The sequence below is a fragment of the Pectinatus frisingensis genome (assembly GCF_015732285.1).
In the GTDB taxonomy this organism is placed as follows: Bacteria; Bacillota; Negativicutes; order Selenomonadales; family Selenomonadaceae; genus Pectinatus; species Pectinatus frisingensis.
This window is the reverse complement of the sequence record NZ_WIQU01000056.1, coordinates 1-20653: the sequence shown is the minus strand read 5'-3', so window position 1 is coordinate 20653 and position 20653 is coordinate 1. Positions and strand designations below refer to the sequence as shown.

20 protein-coding genes and 1 riboswitch are annotated in these 20653 nt (G+C 35.2%); of the genes, 7 read left to right on the top strand and 13 right to left on the bottom strand.

What is annotated here, in order from left to right:
• Positions 1-46: 46 nt before the first annotated feature.
• The 9 genes from I6751_RS10825 to nifH form a co-directional block, all read right to left on the bottom strand.
• On the bottom strand, positions 47-1816 hold the full coding sequence (locus I6751_RS10825; RefSeq protein WP_196592050.1) for a TonB-dependent receptor plug domain-containing protein: 1770 nt from the start codon (positions 1814-1816) through the stop codon (positions 47-49).
• A 361-nt stretch (positions 1817-2177) separates the two neighbouring features.
• A riboswitch (cobalamin riboswitch) is annotated at positions 2178-2355 on the bottom strand.
• Between the two features lie 140 nt (positions 2356-2495).
• A complete protein-coding gene (locus I6751_RS10820; RefSeq protein WP_196592051.1) occupies positions 2496-2900 on the bottom strand; it encodes a P-II family nitrogen regulator in 405 nt (134 codons plus the stop codon).
• A 14-nt stretch (positions 2901-2914) separates the two neighbouring features.
• Positions 2915-3241, bottom strand: coding sequence for a P-II family nitrogen regulator (locus tag I6751_RS10815; RefSeq protein WP_196592053.1), 327 nt, complete (start codon positions 3239-3241; stop codon positions 2915-2917).
• Between the two features lie 173 nt (positions 3242-3414).
• Positions 3415-3945 carry a pyridoxamine 5'-phosphate oxidase family protein gene (locus I6751_RS10810; RefSeq protein WP_196592054.1) on the bottom strand — a complete coding sequence of 177 codons (531 nt, stop codon included), beginning with the start codon at positions 3943-3945 and terminating at the stop codon, positions 3415-3417.
• A gap of 52 nt (positions 3946-3997) precedes the next feature.
• A complete protein-coding gene (locus I6751_RS10805; protein WP_196592055.1) occupies positions 3998-4426 on the bottom strand; it encodes a hypothetical protein in 429 nt (142 codons plus the stop codon).
• Positions 4427-4450: 24 nt separating this feature from the next.
• Positions 4451-5839 carry a Fe-only nitrogenase subunit beta gene (anfK, locus tag I6751_RS10800; protein WP_196592057.1) on the bottom strand — a complete coding sequence of 463 codons (1389 nt, stop codon included), beginning with the start codon at positions 5837-5839 and terminating at the stop codon, positions 4451-4453.
• Positions 5840-5951: 112 nt separating this feature from the next.
• Positions 5952-6299: a Fe-only nitrogenase subunit delta gene (gene anfG, locus I6751_RS10795; protein WP_330998177.1), complete on the bottom strand. Its 348-nt coding sequence runs from the start codon at positions 6297-6299 to the stop codon at positions 5952-5954.
• A 23-nt stretch (positions 6300-6322) separates the two neighbouring features.
• Positions 6323-7885 carry a nitrogenase iron-iron protein, alpha chain gene (gene anfD, locus I6751_RS10790; RefSeq protein WP_196592059.1) on the bottom strand — a complete coding sequence of 521 codons (1563 nt, stop codon included), beginning with the start codon at positions 7883-7885 and terminating at the stop codon, positions 6323-6325.
• 35 nt (positions 7886-7920) lie between these two features.
• Positions 7921-8745: a nitrogenase iron protein gene (nifH, locus tag I6751_RS10785; protein WP_196592060.1), complete on the bottom strand. Its 825-nt coding sequence runs from the start codon at positions 8743-8745 to the stop codon at positions 7921-7923.
• Positions 8746-9312: 567 nt separating this feature from the next.
• Here nifH and I6751_RS10780 point away from each other — a divergent pair.
• The 6 genes from I6751_RS10780 to I6751_RS10750 all read left to right on the top strand — a co-directional run bounded on the left by I6751_RS10780 (position 9313) and on the right by I6751_RS10750 (position 15466).
• The gene (locus I6751_RS10780) at positions 9313-9993 is read left to right on the top strand and encodes a flavodoxin family protein (protein ID WP_196592062.1); all 681 of its coding nucleotides are present in this window, start codon (positions 9313-9315) and stop codon (positions 9991-9993) included.
• A 242-nt stretch (positions 9994-10235) separates the two neighbouring features.
• A complete protein-coding gene (locus tag I6751_RS10775; RefSeq protein ID WP_182188545.1) occupies positions 10236-10805 on the top strand; it encodes a lipid-binding SYLF domain-containing protein in 570 nt (189 codons plus the stop codon).
• Positions 10806-10887: 82 nt separating this feature from the next.
• Entirely contained in the window at positions 10888-11232 is a 345-nt protein-coding gene (locus tag I6751_RS10770; protein ID WP_196592064.1) for a YbjQ family protein, read from the top strand.
• Between the two features lie 413 nt (positions 11233-11645).
• Positions 11646-12176, top strand: a complete 531-nt coding sequence (locus I6751_RS10765) for a hypothetical protein (protein ID WP_196592065.1) — start codon at positions 11646-11648, stop codon at positions 12174-12176.
• 860 nt (positions 12177-13036) lie between these two features.
• The gene (larB, locus tag I6751_RS10755) at positions 13037-13783 is read left to right on the top strand and encodes a nickel pincer cofactor biosynthesis protein LarB (RefSeq protein ID WP_196592066.1); all 747 of its coding nucleotides are present in this window, start codon (positions 13037-13039) and stop codon (positions 13781-13783) included.
• Positions 13784-14173: 390 nt separating this feature from the next.
• The gene (locus I6751_RS10750; protein ID WP_196592068.1) at positions 14174-15466 is read left to right on the top strand and encodes a purple acid phosphatase family protein; all 1293 of its coding nucleotides are present in this window, start codon (positions 14174-14176) and stop codon (positions 15464-15466) included.
• 103 nt (positions 15467-15569) lie between these two features.
• On the opposite strand, the gene I6751_RS10745 is transcribed toward I6751_RS10750, so the two are convergent.
• Positions 15570-16100 (bottom strand): hypothetical protein, encoded by a 531-nt coding sequence (locus tag I6751_RS10745; protein WP_196592070.1) that lies wholly within the window; start codon positions 16098-16100, stop codon positions 15570-15572.
• A gap of 922 nt (positions 16101-17022) precedes the next feature.
• Here I6751_RS10745 and I6751_RS10740 point away from each other — a divergent pair.
• On the top strand, positions 17023-17481 hold the full coding sequence (locus I6751_RS10740) for a hypothetical protein (RefSeq protein WP_182185451.1): 459 nt from the start codon (positions 17023-17025) through the stop codon (positions 17479-17481).
• Positions 17482-18178: 697 nt separating this feature from the next.
• Here I6751_RS10740 and I6751_RS10735 read toward each other — a convergent pair.
• The 3 genes from I6751_RS10735 to I6751_RS10725 form a co-directional block, all read right to left on the bottom strand.
• On the bottom strand, positions 18179-18679 hold the full coding sequence (locus I6751_RS10735; RefSeq protein ID WP_196592071.1) for a hypothetical protein: 501 nt from the start codon (positions 18677-18679) through the stop codon (positions 18179-18181).
• A 552-nt stretch (positions 18680-19231) separates the two neighbouring features.
• Positions 19232-19765: a hypothetical protein gene (locus I6751_RS10730; RefSeq protein WP_182185446.1), complete on the bottom strand. Its 534-nt coding sequence runs from the start codon at positions 19763-19765 to the stop codon at positions 19232-19234.
• A 280-nt stretch (positions 19766-20045) separates the two neighbouring features.
• Positions 20046-20261: a hypothetical protein gene (locus I6751_RS10725; protein WP_196592075.1), complete on the bottom strand. Its 216-nt coding sequence runs from the start codon at positions 20259-20261 to the stop codon at positions 20046-20048.
• Positions 20262-20653: the final 392 nt, after the last annotated feature.

The following is a 20653-nucleotide window of genomic DNA, read 5'->3' as shown; positions in this document are numbered from 1 at the left end:
CGTTGCTTGAAGTAATTGGCTGTTCTCGTTTGTTAATCTTTCATGTTTACTTTACAAAGCCAAAATCATGTGTATAAGAAATATTTAACGCTTGTTTTTTTCTTTCAGCATTGACGGCCTTTATTACCCATTTCCCAGTATCTGTATTAAGCACACTATAACGCGCAATAGCATTGGACATATTTACGTTGCTATAATTTATGCCGAGATTATCCTTATTAGTAAGCAGCCTATTAACCCCTAAATTATAGTTATACCCTTTTTCATCTTGTAATGGATCGCTGCTAAATCCTCGTGAAAGGTCTAGTCCCGTAACTGGTTTAAAAATCTGGCTGGCAGAAAAATACATATTGGTTTTATTATCAAAGTTGTAGTTGCTATAAACTGAAAATGTCAGTTTATTTGTCGATCCAAAATTCATATCATTGTAATTACCATTACTATAATAGGAATAATTAGTACCTGGTGTAAAAGTAAATTTATTACTTATTTTTATCTTGTCCTGCAAATATATATTGTAAGCACGACGCTGTGAGTTATAATTATCACTGCTGTCCCAACCGTCATAGCTGCTTTTGCGGTAATCAAAACCGCCGGTTATGCTATTATTTTTTATATGTTTTGCCAACTGTAATGTGGCACCTGTAACCTTTTCAATATCAGTATGGGCATTTGGTGAATCTTTAGCCTCAGCCCAATATTCGTCAAGATATGTATATGGTATGTTCCATATATTACTATAATCCATCGTATTATAACGTGTATAGTCTTTATAAATCCTGATAAAACTTTCAGCGTTTTCATCTGTCCGGGCAAAAACATATTTTACATCAATGTCATTTGTCTGGGTTTCATTATAAGAACCAAGCCATGCATCATAAAGAAAAATATTGCGATAACCATTTATTGAACTATTCAATCCGATATAAGTATGTGTAATTGGATCTATAGGAGCCATCGTACCATTGTAAAAAGAGTCTATGTATTTTAAGTCTGGTGCTGTTATCGGATAGTAAGCTTTTTCATATGAATGATTGTAAGTAACATCCAGGCTATGCGTTTTATTAAAGTCTTTAGTAATATTTAATGATGCATTTTGGTCTTTGTAACCAGTATTATCAAAAGTTCGGGTGCTATCAGTAACAGTATCTTTATACTGCGAGTTGCCACTAAGCTGCCTGCTTAATGAAACTGCATATTTCAGGCTGCCATCATCAGAAGAACCGGTATGCGTTATTGCATAATTACGTCTATGCCATGAACCGGCAGCTAAATCAATCGTGGTTTTGGGTTTCGCTGTGCCTTTACGAGTAATGATATTTATGACACCACCAGCTGTATCTGCCCCGTATATTGCAGAACCTGTCCCTTTTATTACTTCTATCTGTTCTACATTTTCTATACTTGGCAATGTACTTAAATTAACACGTGATTTATTGCCCGCGTAGGAATTGGCATCATTATCAATACGCCTTCCATCAATTAATATGACAATATTATTTTCACCATTTATTGTGAGCTCAGTGTTATAGTTACTATAACCATATTCACCGCCTCTATAACCGGGTGTTGATATTTGCACGCCAGGTATTGTTTTTAAGGCATTTTCAATATTAGTGTAGTGATTATTTTCAATATCCTGTCTGCTTATAACATTAACATCACCACCTGTTATATATGGATTTCCAACAGTTTTATCACTATCTCCATAAACCGTCATGTTTTCAAGGTTATAATTTTCTACTGATGTTTCACTGGAAGTATCATCAGAAGCATAAACATCCGTGAACCAAGCAGTTTGTACAAATGTACACAATAGTGCCGCTAACGAAATATTTTTCTTGATCTTTTTCGTAAAAATTATTTTCTCTCACCCATTCAATTATAATTTTGTATATTTAGACAACAACGAACATTATATAAACCTCCGCTTTCTCATATGCAGCAGTTTAAATCTGCTGCACTATTTTTAATCGAGGTCACCTTTTTTACTAACAAAAAAATCTGCCTGCGATAGCAGACAGATTGAAATATGAGACCCATATAAACTTTTAGAAAAATTAAAAAACCGGCTTAAATTCAAGCCGGAGAAATATTCATCACAAAAATCACATGTAATATAAAATCTCCTACCTATCGCTCGCAGGTATAAGCATCAACGAAAATAATCAATGCTAATGGTGACGTTAAAACAGGTAGTTCTCCTGGCTCAGGATCATTATTTTTCAAGCCTTCCCAAAGCTTTTGCTTCAGTGGCATAGTTTGAAAAACTCATCTTCACAGTGGCGGGACCGCTTCGGCATATACCGAATTCCCTATTAAGTCATTTCTGACGCCTGTTTCCAACAATATTTTATTTTCATGTTAATATTAACTGTATTTATCTTTTTTATCAATATACACATTCATTTTATAGAAATGGCTACGTGTAATAATTTATTCCATCTCCGTCCAGATTATCTATAGGGGAGATGAGCATTTTTCTGTAAAAAACTTTACAATGCTGCATCTCCTGTTTCCCTAGTTCTGACACGTATAGCCTCGTCCAGTGGCGCTACAAAAATTTTCCCGTCGCCTATGCCGTAATCGGTGCGGTTAGCTCCGATTATTGCCCGTATGATTTTATCAGCATCTTTATCAGCTGCGAGCACGATAATCACCCTGCAAGGAAAAATTTTAGTACCATTGACAAATTCGGTCATCAATACATCAGAGCCGCCATTTGCAGAATTCATACTGACAATAGATAGTTTTCGTTTGGCAAGAAGATTTTTATCAGTTACAAGTCTGCCTCTCCCTTCAGCTTTAAATGCGGTAAATCCAGGAATGCCGATATCCAACAAAGCCTTTTTAGTAGAACTAATTTTTTCCATCCGGATGACAGCTGTTATTTCTTTCATTGTTGCCTCCTCCATTACAAACCTGTTTTCCCACTGGAAACGGTGTATACCTGCTCCAATCGACTGATAAAAATTTTTCCGTCACCAAATGCTCCCTCAGCGCCACTTTTAGCATATTCAAGAATAATATTGATCACATCATCTCTTGCAATGTCTTCTATCCCCAGCATCAGCATACATTTGGGAATTTCATCATATATGCGTTCACCAAACTTTATGCCTTGCTGTTTACCGCGGCCGACAACGTCAATAATTGTTGCCGAATGAAAACCAGCTTTTGAAAGTTTTTCCAATAATAAATTCTTTTTTTCTGGACGGATAAATGTTTTAACCATTAACATAAACAACACTTCCTTTCAAAATTATTCAGTTAAACCGTGTGATGGTAAATGTAGTCCTACAAAAATAAAATTGCCAGATATGATGTATTTATTTTAGAAAAATAAGTCACAGTATGACCACGCCAAGAAAATTATGAAGATTGAACTGCATAATACAGAACCGTTGAAATATTTTAAAGCGCTGATGCAAAAAGTTTTTCCGGTTCGGCATAGTTTTCTTTAGCTGTTAATATATCGGCAATAAGCTTGTTAACTTGTACTGTACAGCCATCATTGGCCGATTTATAGTTTTTTATGAAATTTCCCGTAAAATCCGTTTTATAATATCCCGGCATATATTTTTCAGTCAGTTCCTTAAGTATGGCACCCTTTTCCTTATAGTTTTCCAATAAAGTTACCTTACCGAATATGATGACACTGAAATAAGCTGTATCAGCGTGGCATGGCATAGCATCTTTTACAGTGCCGTATTCGTGATAAACTGTAAAACAGCACTGTGGATTGTTCTTTAAGGCTTCTTCCTTACGTCCGGAAGCGAGGCCGTGAAAGTAAACCGTATCGTTCAGCCATATATAGTTAAGTGGCACGGCATAGGGAACCCCATTACTCATCACAGCCAAAGTACCGGTCCTCATGTTTTTCATGAATTTGTCGATTTTCCCTTTATCTTCGCAAATCCTTTGTTTATAGCGTATACCCGTCATCGCATTTCTCCCATTTTTTCCATATTATACAAAGAATATAGTATGGTATAGTTTATTTGTTATTTTTAGATGAAATTTGAGAAAGTATTTTTTGTGAAATATTGGATAAATAACAACATAAATGCAGTATCTGAGAAATTTCAACTTTGGTGAAATTTGTTTTGCGTTGATAATTTTCCAATGAACATATACCATAAGCAGTATCTAAAATTATTATTTGTGCAGTTATATCTGAGGGTATAATTATATCTGTGATTTGTTCCAGTGCACCCATAAGGGATTGGTAATTATGTGTTGCCGGATCAATACTGTAAAATTCGCATATGGCTATAAGATAATTTTCTACAGCTATAGATGCTATATCAAAGACCACAATATAAGACTGCTTTTCAAGCATAAATTGTTCGGCTCGATGGTGATACATCAGCGCACTGTGATATCTTTTTTTGAATCCGGCTATATTGGTAAAATATTTTTTCATTTTTTTGCCCTTGTTATAATGCATTTACCACATGTTTAGAAGCCATTCCTTATTTTGGGTATATTCCATATCAGTAAACCATACATTGGCTATTTTTTCAGCCAGCAGCATGGCACCTTCATAGCCAATTGTTGGATCCCTATAATAACCTGCCCTGTCAAACACGGGGAACCCGACACGTACAAGAGGAATTTTATTGTCCATGGCAATGAAACGGCCTTTGGAATGTCCCAATATAAGATCAAGTTTCAATCCCTTATTCTGCAATAGATCACCCAGATTCCAAAGATCTGCATTAGTGATTATTTCCATATCATAGTTAATATTTTCCTGTAAAACTTTTATGCGTTTATCAGCAGCATAATTAGTATTGTCATCACCTAAAAGTAGTAAAACCGGTTTCATTTCCATATCAAGACAAAATTCGGTAAGACCTATGACCAGATCAGGATTGCCATAAATAGCTACACGTTTATCAGCCAAAAACATATGTGCCACATCTGTGATGGCATCGATAGCTATACCCCGCTCCCTCACCAAAGATTGGGGAATTGATTTACCCGTCAACGTTTTTACGTTTTGCAGAAAGGTATCAGTATTGCGTATACCTATAGGTGAAGGACCTATTATTGTGGGAATACCAAATGTTTTTTCAAGATAAGCCGCTGCCCTGCCTGATTCATAACGGTTAAGCGCTATTGTTCCGATTGCACTGCCGGTATTTTCCAGATCTTCGATAGTTGTGCTGCCGTGTGCTGTATGGTTGCCGTCAGGCATCAGCGGAGCATCAAATTTTTCAATGTCAAAAATGATGTTGGCGTCTACTTCCATTTCGGAGAGCAAATGCTTAAGCGTGCGCACATCCCCGGGATTCTGCCAGCCGGTCAGTATATTAAGTTTTTTTTGCGGTTTGTCTTTTTTGGCAAAATGACTTATGATTGCCTCCATACCGACATCATAGCCTGTTACATGACTGCCTTTGAAGCTGGGAGTATGAATAGGAATCAGATGGACTTCCCGATTGGCATACTTTTCTTTTAACAACCCTTCGTTGAGTTTATTGATTACCCCGTCAATATCATCTCCTATTACTTCTGTTGAACAAGTGGTAATTATCGGAACAACTTTAACATGTGGATAACGCATAAGAAGAACATCGACAGCCTCTTCTACACGATGGATGCCGCCAAATACAGCCGCATCTTCATGTAAAGATGAAGATGCCAGTTCAAAACTTTCTTTGTAGTGCTGGGAAAACCACAGCCGTACAAACATTACGCAGCCCTGTCCGCCGTGTACGATTCCAATACAGTCCTGTATGCCGATACTGGCATATTGCGCTCCTGCCGGTTGGCAGGTAAAAATAGGATTGATCACACCTGTACGTTCTTTTTCCTTCAATTTACAAGGCATTGCTGCGCACCCCTTTTTATTTCAATTGCTTTTTCAGATAGAACAGCTTATTATAAAGGCGTTGTCTGCGTCTGCCTGCTCAGGCAGGCGCAGGCAAGCCACTGAATGGATTTTAATAATTAGGATTTTTAAGTTCTTCATTAAGAGAGTTAGTAATCAATTGATAATCAAGAGCTTCTTTTAATTTTCCCATCATAGTTTTAATATCTACGGAGTTCATTGCTTTTAACCAGGAAAAGCATTCCCATTCATTTACCAATTGTTGTGCTTCAGCCCAGTAACAACGGTCAGCCAGACTCTCCTTTGTCGTTTCTTCCATGCAGAGTATTTGTGTGGCTTTTTCTATGATATTTTCATTTTGCAATTTTCTGTCCCAGCCGCGGGAATTGAACTGCCACAGACAATTTTTCATGATATAATTCATTAAAGCATCTTTTCCTGATTCTGTTGTGATTTCCACGGTCGGTTGCCTCCCTTACATAATCAGACTGCTGCCAGCTTGCCCTTCATTGGATATTGAGGATATTCTTTTCTGCGCAGTTTTTTTACACTGTCGAATTCACCGGTATATTCATGTAATTTTTCAGAATTTATGATTGATTCATCGAGCTGGTCATCCGATAGCATTTGACGTGTCACAAAGCTTTTGTCAGTGGTTATTTCGTCTTTGCTGATATCTGTGAGTGATAGTTTATGAATTGGGGAATATACGGCATTATAAATATCTCTGGCAAATCTTACCCAACCTTCAAAACCCTTGTATGGACCATTATGATAGGCATGGGCATTAAGATAAGGAACACGGATTTTTTTCGCCACTTCACCGGGACGCTTTCCGGTAACTATAAGATCCGGTTTTAGTTTATACATTGCTTCCAAACTTTCAAGCTCATTAGGGTCATCAATAGCCAAAGCACCTGCTTCACAACGGGATATACCTTTTTCCATATCACCCTGATGACCGAATTTAGTATAGACAGAAACCACCTCTAAGCCCATTTCTTCATGAATGATATGAGCCCAATGCCATAATTTTGAACCACCTGGCCATAAACATATTTTTTTCCCCTGTAAACGCGCCGCATACCAATCAAGTTCCGGTTTCCAACGTTTGGTTTCTTCTTCAATAATAGCTTCAGCGCGGTCCTCAATACCGAAAAAAAGCCCTATTTTGCGAAGCGAAGATGTCAATGCTTTAAAACCAAAACCGTCGATATCCATACGCGGTATACCATAACGTTTGCGCAGTTCATCACAGATATATTCGGCTGAACGAGCACATTCCAGGACATTAAGCTGTGCCCGATGCATCGCTCTCAAGTCATCATAGGAACCATTTCCCGTAAATGTCGACAATATCTGAATACCCATCCTCTTAAAATAATCCTGCATAACTTCTTGATCGCCTTGAATATTATATTCACCAACATAATTTATCACATAATCGCTGGTGATTTTGGGTTCTACCTGACCAACCTTATCGTTTACCCAAGCCAGATTTATCTTATGATGCCCTCCCGATTGGCTGGGGCCGGCAAATCCGGGTGAATTGCAGACGAAAATGTCTACATCAGGCATTTCATCCATTATTTCATTAGCAATCGCCTTAATGTCATCACCGATGAGCGCTGATGCACATGTCTGATAAATCGTCATCCGTTTGATTTTAGGAAATGCTTTGAACGCTTCAATGATATTATTTTTTAAGACTTTTTCCGCACCAAAGACAATATGTTTTTCTTTCATATCAGATGCAAAAGTATATTTAATTTGAAAATTATCATTATCACTTATATATCTTTTTGTCTGCCACGTATCATAGGTGCAACCGATAGGTCCGTGGCTAAGGTGGATAACATCCTTCATCGGTGTGCCGATAACATGCTTGGCACCGCAATATGCGCAACCACGCTCAGATAATGTTCCCGGGATAGTATTGAGGTATCCCAGAGGCAATGCTTCGGTCAAATCATTTTTTGTCTTATCTACAGCATGTTTAATTCTTTCAGGAATGCATTTGCTGCATTCAAATTGATGATAAGGCATTTATTATTCCTCCTCATAACGGATAGTGAATATTTTCAGTCTGCTATTCCGTATTTTACAACCATAGCTTCCAAATCATCCATTTTTAAAGGATGCGGTATGACAAAATCCTTATTGTTTATAATTTTCTGAGCCAAAGTTTTATATTCATTTGCCTGATTGCATTCAGCATCGTATTCAACAACCGTTTTTTTATTAAACTCGGCTTTTTGAACAACGTTGTCACGTGGTACAAAATGTATCATTTTGGTACCGATAGCGGAAGTGAATTCCTCCAGAAATTCTTTTTCCCTGTCGACATTACGGCTGTTGCATATTATTCCACCCAGCCGCACACCGCTCTGCTTGGCGTATTTCAGCAAACCTTTGCATATGTTGTTGGCGGCATATATCGCCATCATTTCACCGGAAGCCACTATATATACTTCCTGAGCTTTTCCTTCACGTATCGGCATGGCAAATCCACCGCAGACAACATCACCCAGTACATCAAAAAACACAAAATCAAGATCGTCGGTATAAGCACCATTTTTTTCCATTAAATCTATAGCTGTTATAACACCTCTTCCGGCACAGCCGACACCCGGTTCGGGACCACCGGATTCCACACACCTAATACCGCCGTATCCTTCTTTTACGACACGGTCAACCGTAATTTTTTCTTCACCTTCATCGCGCAACATATCCATCAGTGTCTTCTGGTTCATCCCCCCCAGAATCATGCGTGTGGAATCTGCTTTTGGATCACAGCCATGTATAAACACCTTTTTATTGAAAAAATGGGCCATAGCTCCCGCAGTATTTTGCTGTGTTGTCGATTTACCAATACCGCCTTTTCCGTAAATTGCAATCTTCCTCATTCTTAACTACTCCCTTCAACTTTACACATACCATCGATATCACCCTGATTTTTCCGCTTATTCCCTTGAAAAGTTTTTACCCTTTTGCTATACTACAAATGGGCATATCAAATAATCCTCATACCAGTGGAATAGGCGAATACCCATGCCCTATGAATATTGCCGTATTCATAGGGCTTTTTTAAATTCATTTTATCTGTCTGATTTTCATGCCTCCTTAAAAACACAAAAAGGCACTTTCATCATTATCTGACGATAATAACGAAAGCGCCTTCGCTCTTTAATTTATAAGCATAATTAACTTTAGCATATCTTTTTTATGAAGTCAATATAAATATATTAAATTTTTTTTCTTATCAATATAAATATCAGAATATTAGAAATATATTTTGTAATGGATTAGCTAAACACAATATCAATAATTGTATAAATGAATTCATCTACGGAGCGTTTATTGACCAACAGCTAATATTCCCTATACAATTAATATATAAAAGGAAACATTTCCAAGAGAAACAAATTATATTAATGCAATCTAACTATTATTGTAAAGGAAGATAAAACCAAATGAAATTTATAGCGTTTAATGGAAGTCCCGGCGGAGCAGACAGCAGTACAAATGTAATCACAGAAGCGTTTTTGCGCGGTGCAGCAAAAGCGGGTGCCAATACAGAAAACATTTTTTTAATTGATAAAAAAATTGAATACTGTAAGGGTTGTTTTGCCTGTTGGTTCAAAACACCGGGTAAATGTGTGTTGCAGGATGATATGAAAAAACTTTTGGACAAATACAATGAGGCTGATATAGTCTGCTTTGCCTCGCCTGTTTATACATGGAACATGACGGCAGTTCTTAAAAATTTTGTTGATCGGCTTATTCCTTTGAAAAGTCCCTTGATTATAAACTCAGGGGGAAAATTTGACCTTGTCGACTCAAAACCAAAAACACAACAGTTCGTGGTAATCTCTAACTGCGGTTTTCCAGGCAATAATAACTTTAAAACAATAAAAGCGGTGTTTGCTTCCTGTAACCCTGTTCTTGAGATCTATCGCAGCTGCGGTAAGTTATTAAAAAACAAAGACGCAAAGATTGGAGCAGCTGTAAATCAGTATCTGCACGTTGTCGAGCAGGCGGGATATGAATTGGCGAAACAGAATCATATATCAGAAAGAACAAAATCAAACCTTGACATGCAGTTGATGTCAATACCGGATTATGTTAAATATATCGGTATGCAATCTGCATAAAACATGGATATCCTACCAATAAAAACAATCTTGTTTTTATTGAATATGAATGCTTAAGTTATTCCTATTATTTTACGATATTGTATGTAGGAAAATTTTTTATTTATTAAAATAGGAGATGCTTTTATGTAAATACGATTTCTTCGCTAAAAACAGATTCAACGGCCTATATATCTGAACGTTATTATATGAACGATAATTTTATCATAATACTCGGGTATTATCTATATAGGAGGATGAATATGCGGCAAACAATGATTAAATCAGTATGGATAATATTTATTTTATTGTTTACATTTGCTGCAACAGCAGCTGCGGCTGATAAGGAATATCAAAAAAATGAATTGCGGCAAAAAACAATAGCAACATTAAATATGCTTTATGAAAAACAGCCTGGCGCAAAACATGCCATTAGTAATGCTGCCGGTTATGCAGTATTTAATAACACCGGTTTTAAACTGGGGATTTTAGGAAGTTCTCATGGCCGTGGGATGGCAATAAATAACCGTACCGGAAAGGAAATATTCATGCGAATGCAGGAATATCAGGCAGGGCTCGGTTTAGGGATTAAAGAATATGCCGTTATTTTTGTTTTTGCAAATGAAGATGCGTGGAACTCATTTGTGGACAAAGGCTGGTCCTTTGGCGCACAGGCAACGGCTGCGGCCAGTGATGGAGTGAATGGTGATTCATTAGAAGGAGCAGTGCAAGTGGCACCGGGTGTATGGATATACCAGATGACTACAAAAGGCTTGGCCGCCGAATTGGCTGTGAAGGGTACTAATTACTATAAAGATAAAGATCTTAATTAGGAAATTGTTGATTATGAACTTAACAGTCGAGCCACGTAGTATGATAACTTATACATGGCTATTTCTATTAAAAGGAGCACATATGAATAAAAATCTTATTACGACTACATGCGGATTGGAAGGCTATAATATTATTGAATATTATGGATTAGTAAGAGGAATAACAGTACGTTCACGAAGTGTCATAGGAAATTTTGGTGCGGGTCTTCAAAGCATATTCGGCGGAAATATTTCAATATATACAAAGCTTTGTGAAAAGGCCCGGCAAGAAGCTTTTGATAACATGATTCAGCATGCCGCTGATGAAACTCCTGATGCCAATGCTATTCTCGCCATGCGCTATGACGCAAATGAAGTCGCAAGAGGTATAACCGAGGTCATATGCTACGGTACTGCTGTTAGGGTATCCAGTAGTACTCGATTATAATTCCATATATAAAAGAATTTTCCGGTAATCGATATCAGATAGTGTCTGGCAAAATATTTCTATCTATATGATAATATAAGTGTACCTGATTCTGTATAAATAAGATAATTGATTTTTTATCAATCTATGCTATAATTGAACGCATAAAAACATAATTGACGTGTACAAGCCGGTTTATTTCATCTTATTCCATGGCTAATATCATAAGTAGCAGCTTATTATTGGGAATTTATTCACAGTATTACCTTTTGTTACATTATGAATTATTCGCGTGTAATACTGGAACAATGTCGTTTTGTTTGTATACTCTATCAGTCATTTGGAATTTTGCTTTTGGAGATTCATAATGGCAGGTGGTATTTTAAAATTAAAAATATATAAAAGCAATTTATTTGTGAAAAGGAGTTCATCAAATGAAAAGGATTTTATTGCTTACTTTATTACTATGTATAATTTCGGGTACAGTGTTTGCACAGGTCTATACCAATCCACAAAATGTTTCAATAACAGTTCCTGATAATTGGCAGGTGCGCAAAGATTATTATTCAGCTGAAAAAAATTCCTATACCACGCTTTTAGGTGATGGTAAAATTCAAATTTGTGAGTTAATATCAGTTATTAACTACAATGTACCTGAAAATGCCACTTTAGATATCCTTCCTGACGAAAAAATAATAAATATTATTTCTTCTATGTTTGGTAAATTTGCTATCAGCAGTGATATTAAAACAAAACCTAATTTTAAAAGAATTACAATTAATGGATATCCGGCAATAATAAGTGATTTTACAATTGTAAAAAATAATATTTCACTTTCAGGGAGAATATATTTAACTTTAAAAAATAGCAAAATTATAGGAGTGTATTATGTAACGACAACTGATAATATGGCAGATTTTATGCCTATTATAGAAAAATCTATAAATACACTGACAGTCAATTAAATTATTGCTTTAAAAATAGGATTTTATTATAATAAGTAAAAATTTTTAGCATTAAAAAGGCAGCTAAAGGGGATATTTGATGAAGTTTTAAAGTGCTATTCATTATGGCACAATGGGTTTATTTAACAAAAAAACTGTCATAATGATTAATCACGATTGTATTATCAAAGATGATATGCAAAAACTTAGTACTCCTGTATAGGGTATATAAATAATTCAATCAGCTTAACAATAAATTTTAACGATCATTGGTAAAATAAATATTATGGGGTTATCGCATGCTAAAAGTGCGATGGCTTCTTTTTTTGTGAAAAATATTTTCGTATTTTAAAAATTTGGTAATACCTATCAAATTTAATTATAGTGTTAATTGAATTTGATAGTGTCAATAGTAGTTCGCAGAATTCAAGGTAACTCCAAGAAGTTAAGCAACTGATTTCTGCCTTTTTTCTTGAGCCTGTTGCAGTGTATCCGGTTTAATGCAGCAGTGACTCATTAACTGGTCTTCGCTGTATTCGATCAGGTACGTTGTAACCAACCGGATATAAGAATACATACTAAGGGAAATTCCTACGACGCTTGTCCGGTGACGAATTTCCCGATTAAGTTGCTTCGTGTATTGGTAGAAGCAATTTTACGAAAGTTGATCGGTGTAAAATCATAAAACTGTAGCGAATCTTCCAGAACGGTGGTTGTCTCTGGATAGTTTTTTTCAACGGATTCCATGGTTGTCATAACCTTTTCTAGTACAGACATCAGTATTTTTTAAGAAATGCACCGGTAAAATTATGTTAGGTTATTTTTACACAAAGGGATATAATTATATAGATACTCAAAATATATAATGAGGAAGAAATTTAATGGACAAGAATGACTTACAACAGATTTTAAAAAAGTTTCAGGACGGTAAATTAGATATAAACGAAACTGTAAATTCAATTTGTGAAAAACCATTTGAAGATATGGGTTTTGCTGCTATTGATTACGAAAGAGAGCTCAGAGTCGGTTATCCTGAAACGATTTATTGCAAGGGTAAAACGGTTTTACAGGTGCAGAAAATAGTTGAATCTATGTTAAAAAAAGAAAATAATATATTGGCCACGCGCGCCAATATAGAAATGTATACTGCCGTCAAGAAAGTTTGTCCGGATGCTGAATATAATGAATTAGGCCGGATAATTACTATTCGCAGACACAAGATGCAGCTTACCGAAAGCTATATAGCCATTGTTGCAGCAGGAACATCAGATCTGCCGGTAGTCGAAGAAGCTGCTGAAACAGCCAGCCTGTTCGGAAATAGGGTAGAACGGGTAATAGATGTCGGAGTAGCGGGTATTCATCGGTTATTTGCCAAGATGGATATTATCCGCAAAGCAAAAGTGATTATTGTAGTTGCCGGAATGGAAGGCGCATTAGCCAGTGTGGTGGGTGGATTGGTTGATAAACCAGTGATAGCTGTACCAACGAGCATCGGATATGGAGCAAATTTTGGTGGATTATCAGCGCTGCTTTGTATGCTGAACAGTTGTGCCAGTGGTGTCAGTGTTGTCAATATTGATAATGGGTTTGGTGCTGCTTACGCAGCCAGTATGATCAATAAACTGTAAACTATTTTTTATTTTGCGCAGAATCAGCGTTTATATAATTAAAACATAGTCATATTTATTAATTAAACATTAATATCAAAACTAAAAATAAAACGTAGATTTTATCTAACACTATCTGGTGAATTTTTTATAAAAAAACTTAATACTAATAAGTGATTTCAATCAGATTTATACAGAAAGTATTTGAATTGCCAAAGGTACATCATCAGGATTTACGATTGATTATTTAAAGTACTGTCGAAGGAAAAATTTCATCAGATAATAGTGAATTTTTATTTTGAATATCCAAAAGTGGCATTGTAAATATATCAGAAAAATAGGCATTTATTGTCTTATGGAAAATGAAGTATGTCCTTTAAAAAATGTTCATGGTAAGGGAGTCAGTGAAATATGAAGCGTCGTGATTTTCTAAAATCAACTGGAATTGGCGCTATTTTATCAGGATGCGGCATTATGTTTATCCCTCAGGTTAAACAAATAATACAAATCACAAAAACAATCGCTTCTCGTTATCAAATGACAAATAATGCCGCTGTTTTTAACTTGCACCAAGTCATTACATCAGACATTACAAAGTCTCGCACTATTATGTGGCAGTCAATGTCTAATGAACCGGATGCAACCGTTGAATATCGCATAAAAGATACAACAGATATACATGCTGCAAAGGCAACTGACGAAGAATTCACCGATGACAATACCACAAGCTATATCCATTTCGCAGCTATCACAGATTTACATTCGCTTACAGCATATGAGTATCGTGTCGGATATGGTAATAAACGAAGTAATTGGCACTATCTTTCTACAAACGATAATAGTAATTTTAAAGTTATTATATTTCCCGATTCTCAATCAAACGATTACAATGTTTGGCGTGATACTGCTCAAGCTGCCTGGAATTCAAATCCGGATGCACAATTTTTTATTAATATTGGTGACTTAGTCGATAATGGTGAAGATCATAATCAATGGAACGCTTGGTTTGATGCTATTGAAAATATGATTCAGACTATACCGGCAGTACCGCTCCTGGGAAACCATGAAACATACACCAGAAATTGGAAAGTGCGCATGCCTGAAGCGTATCTGCACTTATTCGTTCTTCCGGAAATTATGCCGAAAAAGTATCAAAATCAATATTATTCCTTTGATTATGGTGCAGTTCATTTTATAATAATTAATACACAAATAGGAGAAATGGAACAATTTCAGCCTGATATACTGTCAGATGAACTTGCATGGGTCGAAAATGACACAGAAAATACCCAAAAGAAATGGAAAATTGTGCTGATGCATAAAGACGTTCTTCAGTATGGTTTCCAGAACCGTCCTGAACCGCGTGAAGAGGGATTCACTGATGAAGGACGCAGGTTTATGCCGCTTTTTGATAAATATAATGTTGATGTGGTTCTTACCGGGCATCTGCATACATACCGCAATCGTGGACATATACGCAATTTCGTACGGGATGAATCAGGACCCTTATATATCATTACCGGTGTTGCGGGTGACGTACGCTATCCCGGGCTTTGGAAACAGCACTCACTGGATCAAACGATAGCGCCACAACCTGAAACAGATAATTATATGACTATGGATGCTAGTAATAATATTCTGACTTTTTCATCGTTTCTACCTAATGGAGAGCTTATTGATAGGGTGTCAGTTAATAAATCATAATTATCCATTATAATATACGTTGTAGCCATTGTTCTTAAAAATCGTAGGCATTGCTGTATCAAGCTATTATGCCCGGATGAAAGATAAAAATCACTTGTGATTTTTAATTGACTGTCAATGTATTTATAGATTTTTCTATGACGGGTAGAAAATTTATCATATTGTCACTCATAGTCATATAATATACACCTATAAGTTTGCTATTTTTCAATGTTATATATATTCTTCCTGAAAGTGAAATATTGTCTTTCACAATAGTAAAATCACTCACTATAGCCGGATATCCGTTAACCACAATTCTTTTGTAGTTAGGTTTTGTTTCAATATCGCTGCTAATAGTAAATTTACCAAACATAGAAGAAATAACATTTATTATTTTTTCGTCAGGAAGAATGTCTAAAGTGGTATTTTCAGGTATATCATAATTAACGGTTGATATCAATTCACAAATTTGAATTTTACCATCACCAAAAAGTGTATCATAAGAATTTTTTTCGGCTGAATAGTAATTTTTTAGTACTTGCCAATCATCCGGAACTGTTACTGAAATATTTTGTGGATTGGTATAAACTTGTGCAAATACAGTATCTGAAATCATACATAGTAATAAAGCAAACAATAAAATCCTTTTCATTGATAAACTCCTTTTCGCAAATAATTTGTCCATATAGATCTTACTCATATTTTCAACTTTTGTTAATCTGACAGTTTTTTAGATACATATTTTCTCTTTAAATGATTATCCAAGTTCCCTGAATGGAAATAGTAATATTAATTTTTTCAATACTATCCTTAGATTTAATATTTGATATATGTTATAACGATTTGCATGGAACAGTTGATGTTTTACTTTTTCCTTTCCGGAGAAGATGGTGCTGTGGGTACATTTCAAGTCTTATTTGGCTTGCTTATAGCAGCCATTATTTCATGCACTAAAACGAAATAAACCGACTCACGTTATAGCAAGCCGGCTTTCTTTCAATCATGCTAGTATACGAGGAAAGCCGAGCCACTACGCATCAACTGTCCTTTTTCTATGTTTAATTATAACATAGCTCAATCAAAAATCAATCAATATGCTGCCATGATAATTATATTTTGGGGAGAATGCACGCTATTTTACAGACACTATTATAAGCATAGGCCACATTTTCTTTAATTCTATTGCCGAGTAATTCCCGTTTAGTATGATTTTCACCTCCTGCAAAACTTTATCCTGCTTTTCAATGTCATCTACATGGTTTAAATATCTGACAGACTGTATAGATATATTCCCTGATAAGATTCTCTATACTTTTAGCTTTAAGAATCATCATAGAGTCTGCCATAACTGCTGGTAAATTTTTATAACATTAATATTGATGTAAAAGTGTAAATTATAACAATTGAAATTATTGCATGCCGCTCAATGCTGGACTATAATATAAATAGTATTATGTTTTATATATTTTTTTGCACATTAATATTCAACAATAGCATAGCTGTTGTCCTGATTTTTGAATAATAAGTGAATGGTATTTATAAATAGTTTAGTCAATGAATAGGGAGGAATTTATATGCAAATATCATCTGTCTCTGGTTCATCAACTCTCTCCACAGCATCAAATACAGACAACGTCTCGGCATCTTCATCAGCTTCTATAGCACAGTTAGAAATTGAAAAGAATCAGTATCAGCAGGAACTCTTATCATTGGAAGGTGATTCTTCCAATTCTTCAACTACTACTTCACCAACAGCTTCATCAGTAAAAAACTCAAAACAAACTCAGATTGCCAGTCTCGAAAAAAGTATTGAAAAAGTAAATGAAGAAATCATTAAATTGAAAAGCGAAGGGACCGAAAAAACTTCGCATACTTCCCAAAATAGTAGTATCAGGCAAAATACACAAGCGACTGCTGATACAGATAATGATTTACAAAAAAAGATAGGTGATGCTTACACTACTGAAATCTCTGCTGAAGGATACAATGCTTTAACAAACTCACAAACTAATAGTATTAATAATTTTTATTAATATTGATACTATATTTTGAGGTAATTGTACTATAATTTAAATATTTGTTTTGGTATTTACCGATACGGACAGTTGTGGATCACACCACCCTTCGTTCATTATTGAGTATGTTTATTTATATGGATAAGATAATAAAGGCTATCATACGGATGTTATCAGCATTATAAAGATGCGCCAACTATCAAGTTTATGATTCCTGCCATTTCATGAAGGCATGGGGATATAGTTGCACATTTTTAATTGAAGATAATTAGATTTGATAGCCTTTTTTTTGTAAAATTTTAACAGTTTTATAGAAATTAATTTTTTATATTATATATCAAGGGTTGATTTTTTTCGAACATTTATTCATTTTAAACATTGAATTTTGATTTCATGGTTCTTCAATTGAAACTTCCAAAGTTTGCATGTCCACTAAAGATTTCATATAATCCTTTATCTAATGAATCTGTTTTTATCATGTTAACAATTGAAGATGATGGTTTTACACTTTTATATAAGTGGCTGAAATATTACTAACAGACAGATTTGGTATCATTTTTATGCTTTGCATTACTTATAACATTCGGTATACAAAATGGCCAAATGTTTTCATTATTCACAAATAGGCAATAATCCTGTAGTTCATAAGACAAAAAAATATTACTGAAATAATCAGTAATATCAGTAATAAAGGTAATGGGAAATTATGCACAACTTAGATCGATAGTTTTTTGCAGACTGCTAGAAAAATTCCTCCACCGGTAAAACCGGTAATCAGCTGCGGCCATCCTAACATCATTGTCAGCATCACTGAAGTTTTCCCAGTTACTCCAAGATATTGTATAATCCCAATAACTGTCAAGTAAATAATGACGAATTTAGCAATTGATGCTATACTTATTGCCAGTATGCGGCTTTTAGCAAAAAACATCAGATATCCTGCAATATAAGAAAGATTGGCGGCAGCTATTGGTAAAATTAAAATAGGCAGCGGCAGCACCTTTTGCATATAGGCCACTATTGGTGCAATAACAGCAAGTATCAATGCAAATCTACAGCCAATTGTTGCTGCAGCCAACAAGAAACACGCATTCACTAAGCTGCCAATTATATAAACCGACACGAAAAACGGTATCGGCAAAAAAAGGCGTAGTGACTGAAAAACAATTATAAGTGCCAGCAATAATGCTGTGCGGTTAAGTTGTTTTATATTCATAAATTATCATCCCCAGTAATAAGAAAAACAGCTAATTAAAATATATTATGCAGGAAAGGTAGATGCGATATCTGTCGAGAATATTATCTTGGCATAGTCTATTTGATAAATTGTTCAAACAGGCTGGAAATTTCGGTTTTTCCATAAGAATGCATACTAATTTAAGGCAACTTTCCAGTCAAATCCGATAATCCGTACTGTAATTTATAAATTATAAGGAGGGTGTTCACTTGACGAATCAGGAATTTTTGAGAATTGCAATGTGGCAGTCAGCAATAGACGCAAACTGTTGTGCAGAGGATTTTTGTCAAAATGAAAACAGGATTGTCTTATCAACTAGTAATCCTAATACCAGAAAATATTTAACATTGCCTTTTTATTGCAATTGATTTCTTATGGCAACAACATTGTTGCATCCGTGAATGAAGAAATCGCTGATGTAGTAAAGGAGTATGTCAATATCTGTATTTTTAAATGTTTTTTGGAATACCATCGAAAATTATTAACAATAATGGTAGAGCAATACAAGGTACTTTGGGATTCGTTGGCGCATTAATCAAAGTAATGATTTGACAAATCAACTAATCCATCCGAAAGCAATAATTTAAATTCTAATTGTGAAACACCTTTTGCATTCGCAGAAAAGAGATATTTTCCTTGTTTCCAATGTGCAGCATATGTATTTCTATTGATTTTTCCAACATAAACTTTTACATTATCTATTATTTGCGGTTCCCATGCCACACTATAAGCACCACTAATATCATCATCTGTAAAATCATCTTTCAAAGCAGTGCGAATACGCAGGTTCTTATTTACATCCCCTTGCTTTTGAAAACCGAGATCTATTGTCTTTTTTCCAATAAGAGATATATAGTTACAAGTATATCCTGATAATTTAGGCAAATACAGTGGATTGAACCCAGCAGCATTTGCTGCTTCATCATATGTTTTATAAACTACGATAGGATTTGGCATGCCTGTGCTCGTATCCAGCGATGGTGCAGCAGCCAAAGTATTTGTTCCCATTATACCAGACCATAATGCTCCTAAGAATGCTATTTTACAAACAAATCTCTTAATCAAAGCTATCACCTCTTGATCATTTATTTATACTTGTTATTTTAACAATAAAATAGAGAAATAGCAAAAATAGCTGCGTTAAAATTAATAATGTCATGATGCCAAGCGGAGTTGTACATATACCCTGTGCCGTTCTTGCAGAAAATGCTCTGTCTGGTTGCTATAGATCTAAAAAAATAAACAGTCCAAATCCAAAATCAGGGATAAATTATGTTGCATTTGTTCCCGATAAAATAAAGCCTGCTTTATCTTATCGGGGAAAAAGCAGACTTTTTTATAATTGTTATGGCATTGGGGGAGCAGGTTGCGGCTGATCGGGTGTTTGGTCCGGTTGTTGTGGTGGTTGTTGATCCTGTGGAGATTCTTCTTGCTGTTGTTGCGGCGGTGGTGGTGGAACATCTTTGTGCGCTGCTGAAACCATCGCTGTTCCCATAATGGTTATCGCCATAAAAGACGAAAAAAGCAATGCTGCTAATTTTTTTGCTTTTAATTTAAACATATCAATCACTCTTTCCTATTGTAAAGATTTATTTACTTCTTATACAGATAATATAGCATACTTCCAATAAAATATGTGACAATAATGTGACATTTTGAGGATAAATTTCAATCATAAAAATAATACGAGTCTCAAGATGCATCAATATTTGTTGATCATAACAGTCTTAACCGCTTCATCAAGTTACTATGCTAATGCCTTCATATTTTTCGAATTGAGTATGTAATCAAATAAAACAATTTTCATAAAAAGTATTGACATGGAGTTAACTCCAAATAGTAGACTATTCTTGTCAGCAATAATTGGTAAAATATTAAATACGAAAGGGACATAAAAATATGAACAAGATGATTGTAGTATATTATTCATTGTCGAATGGAAATACAGAAAAA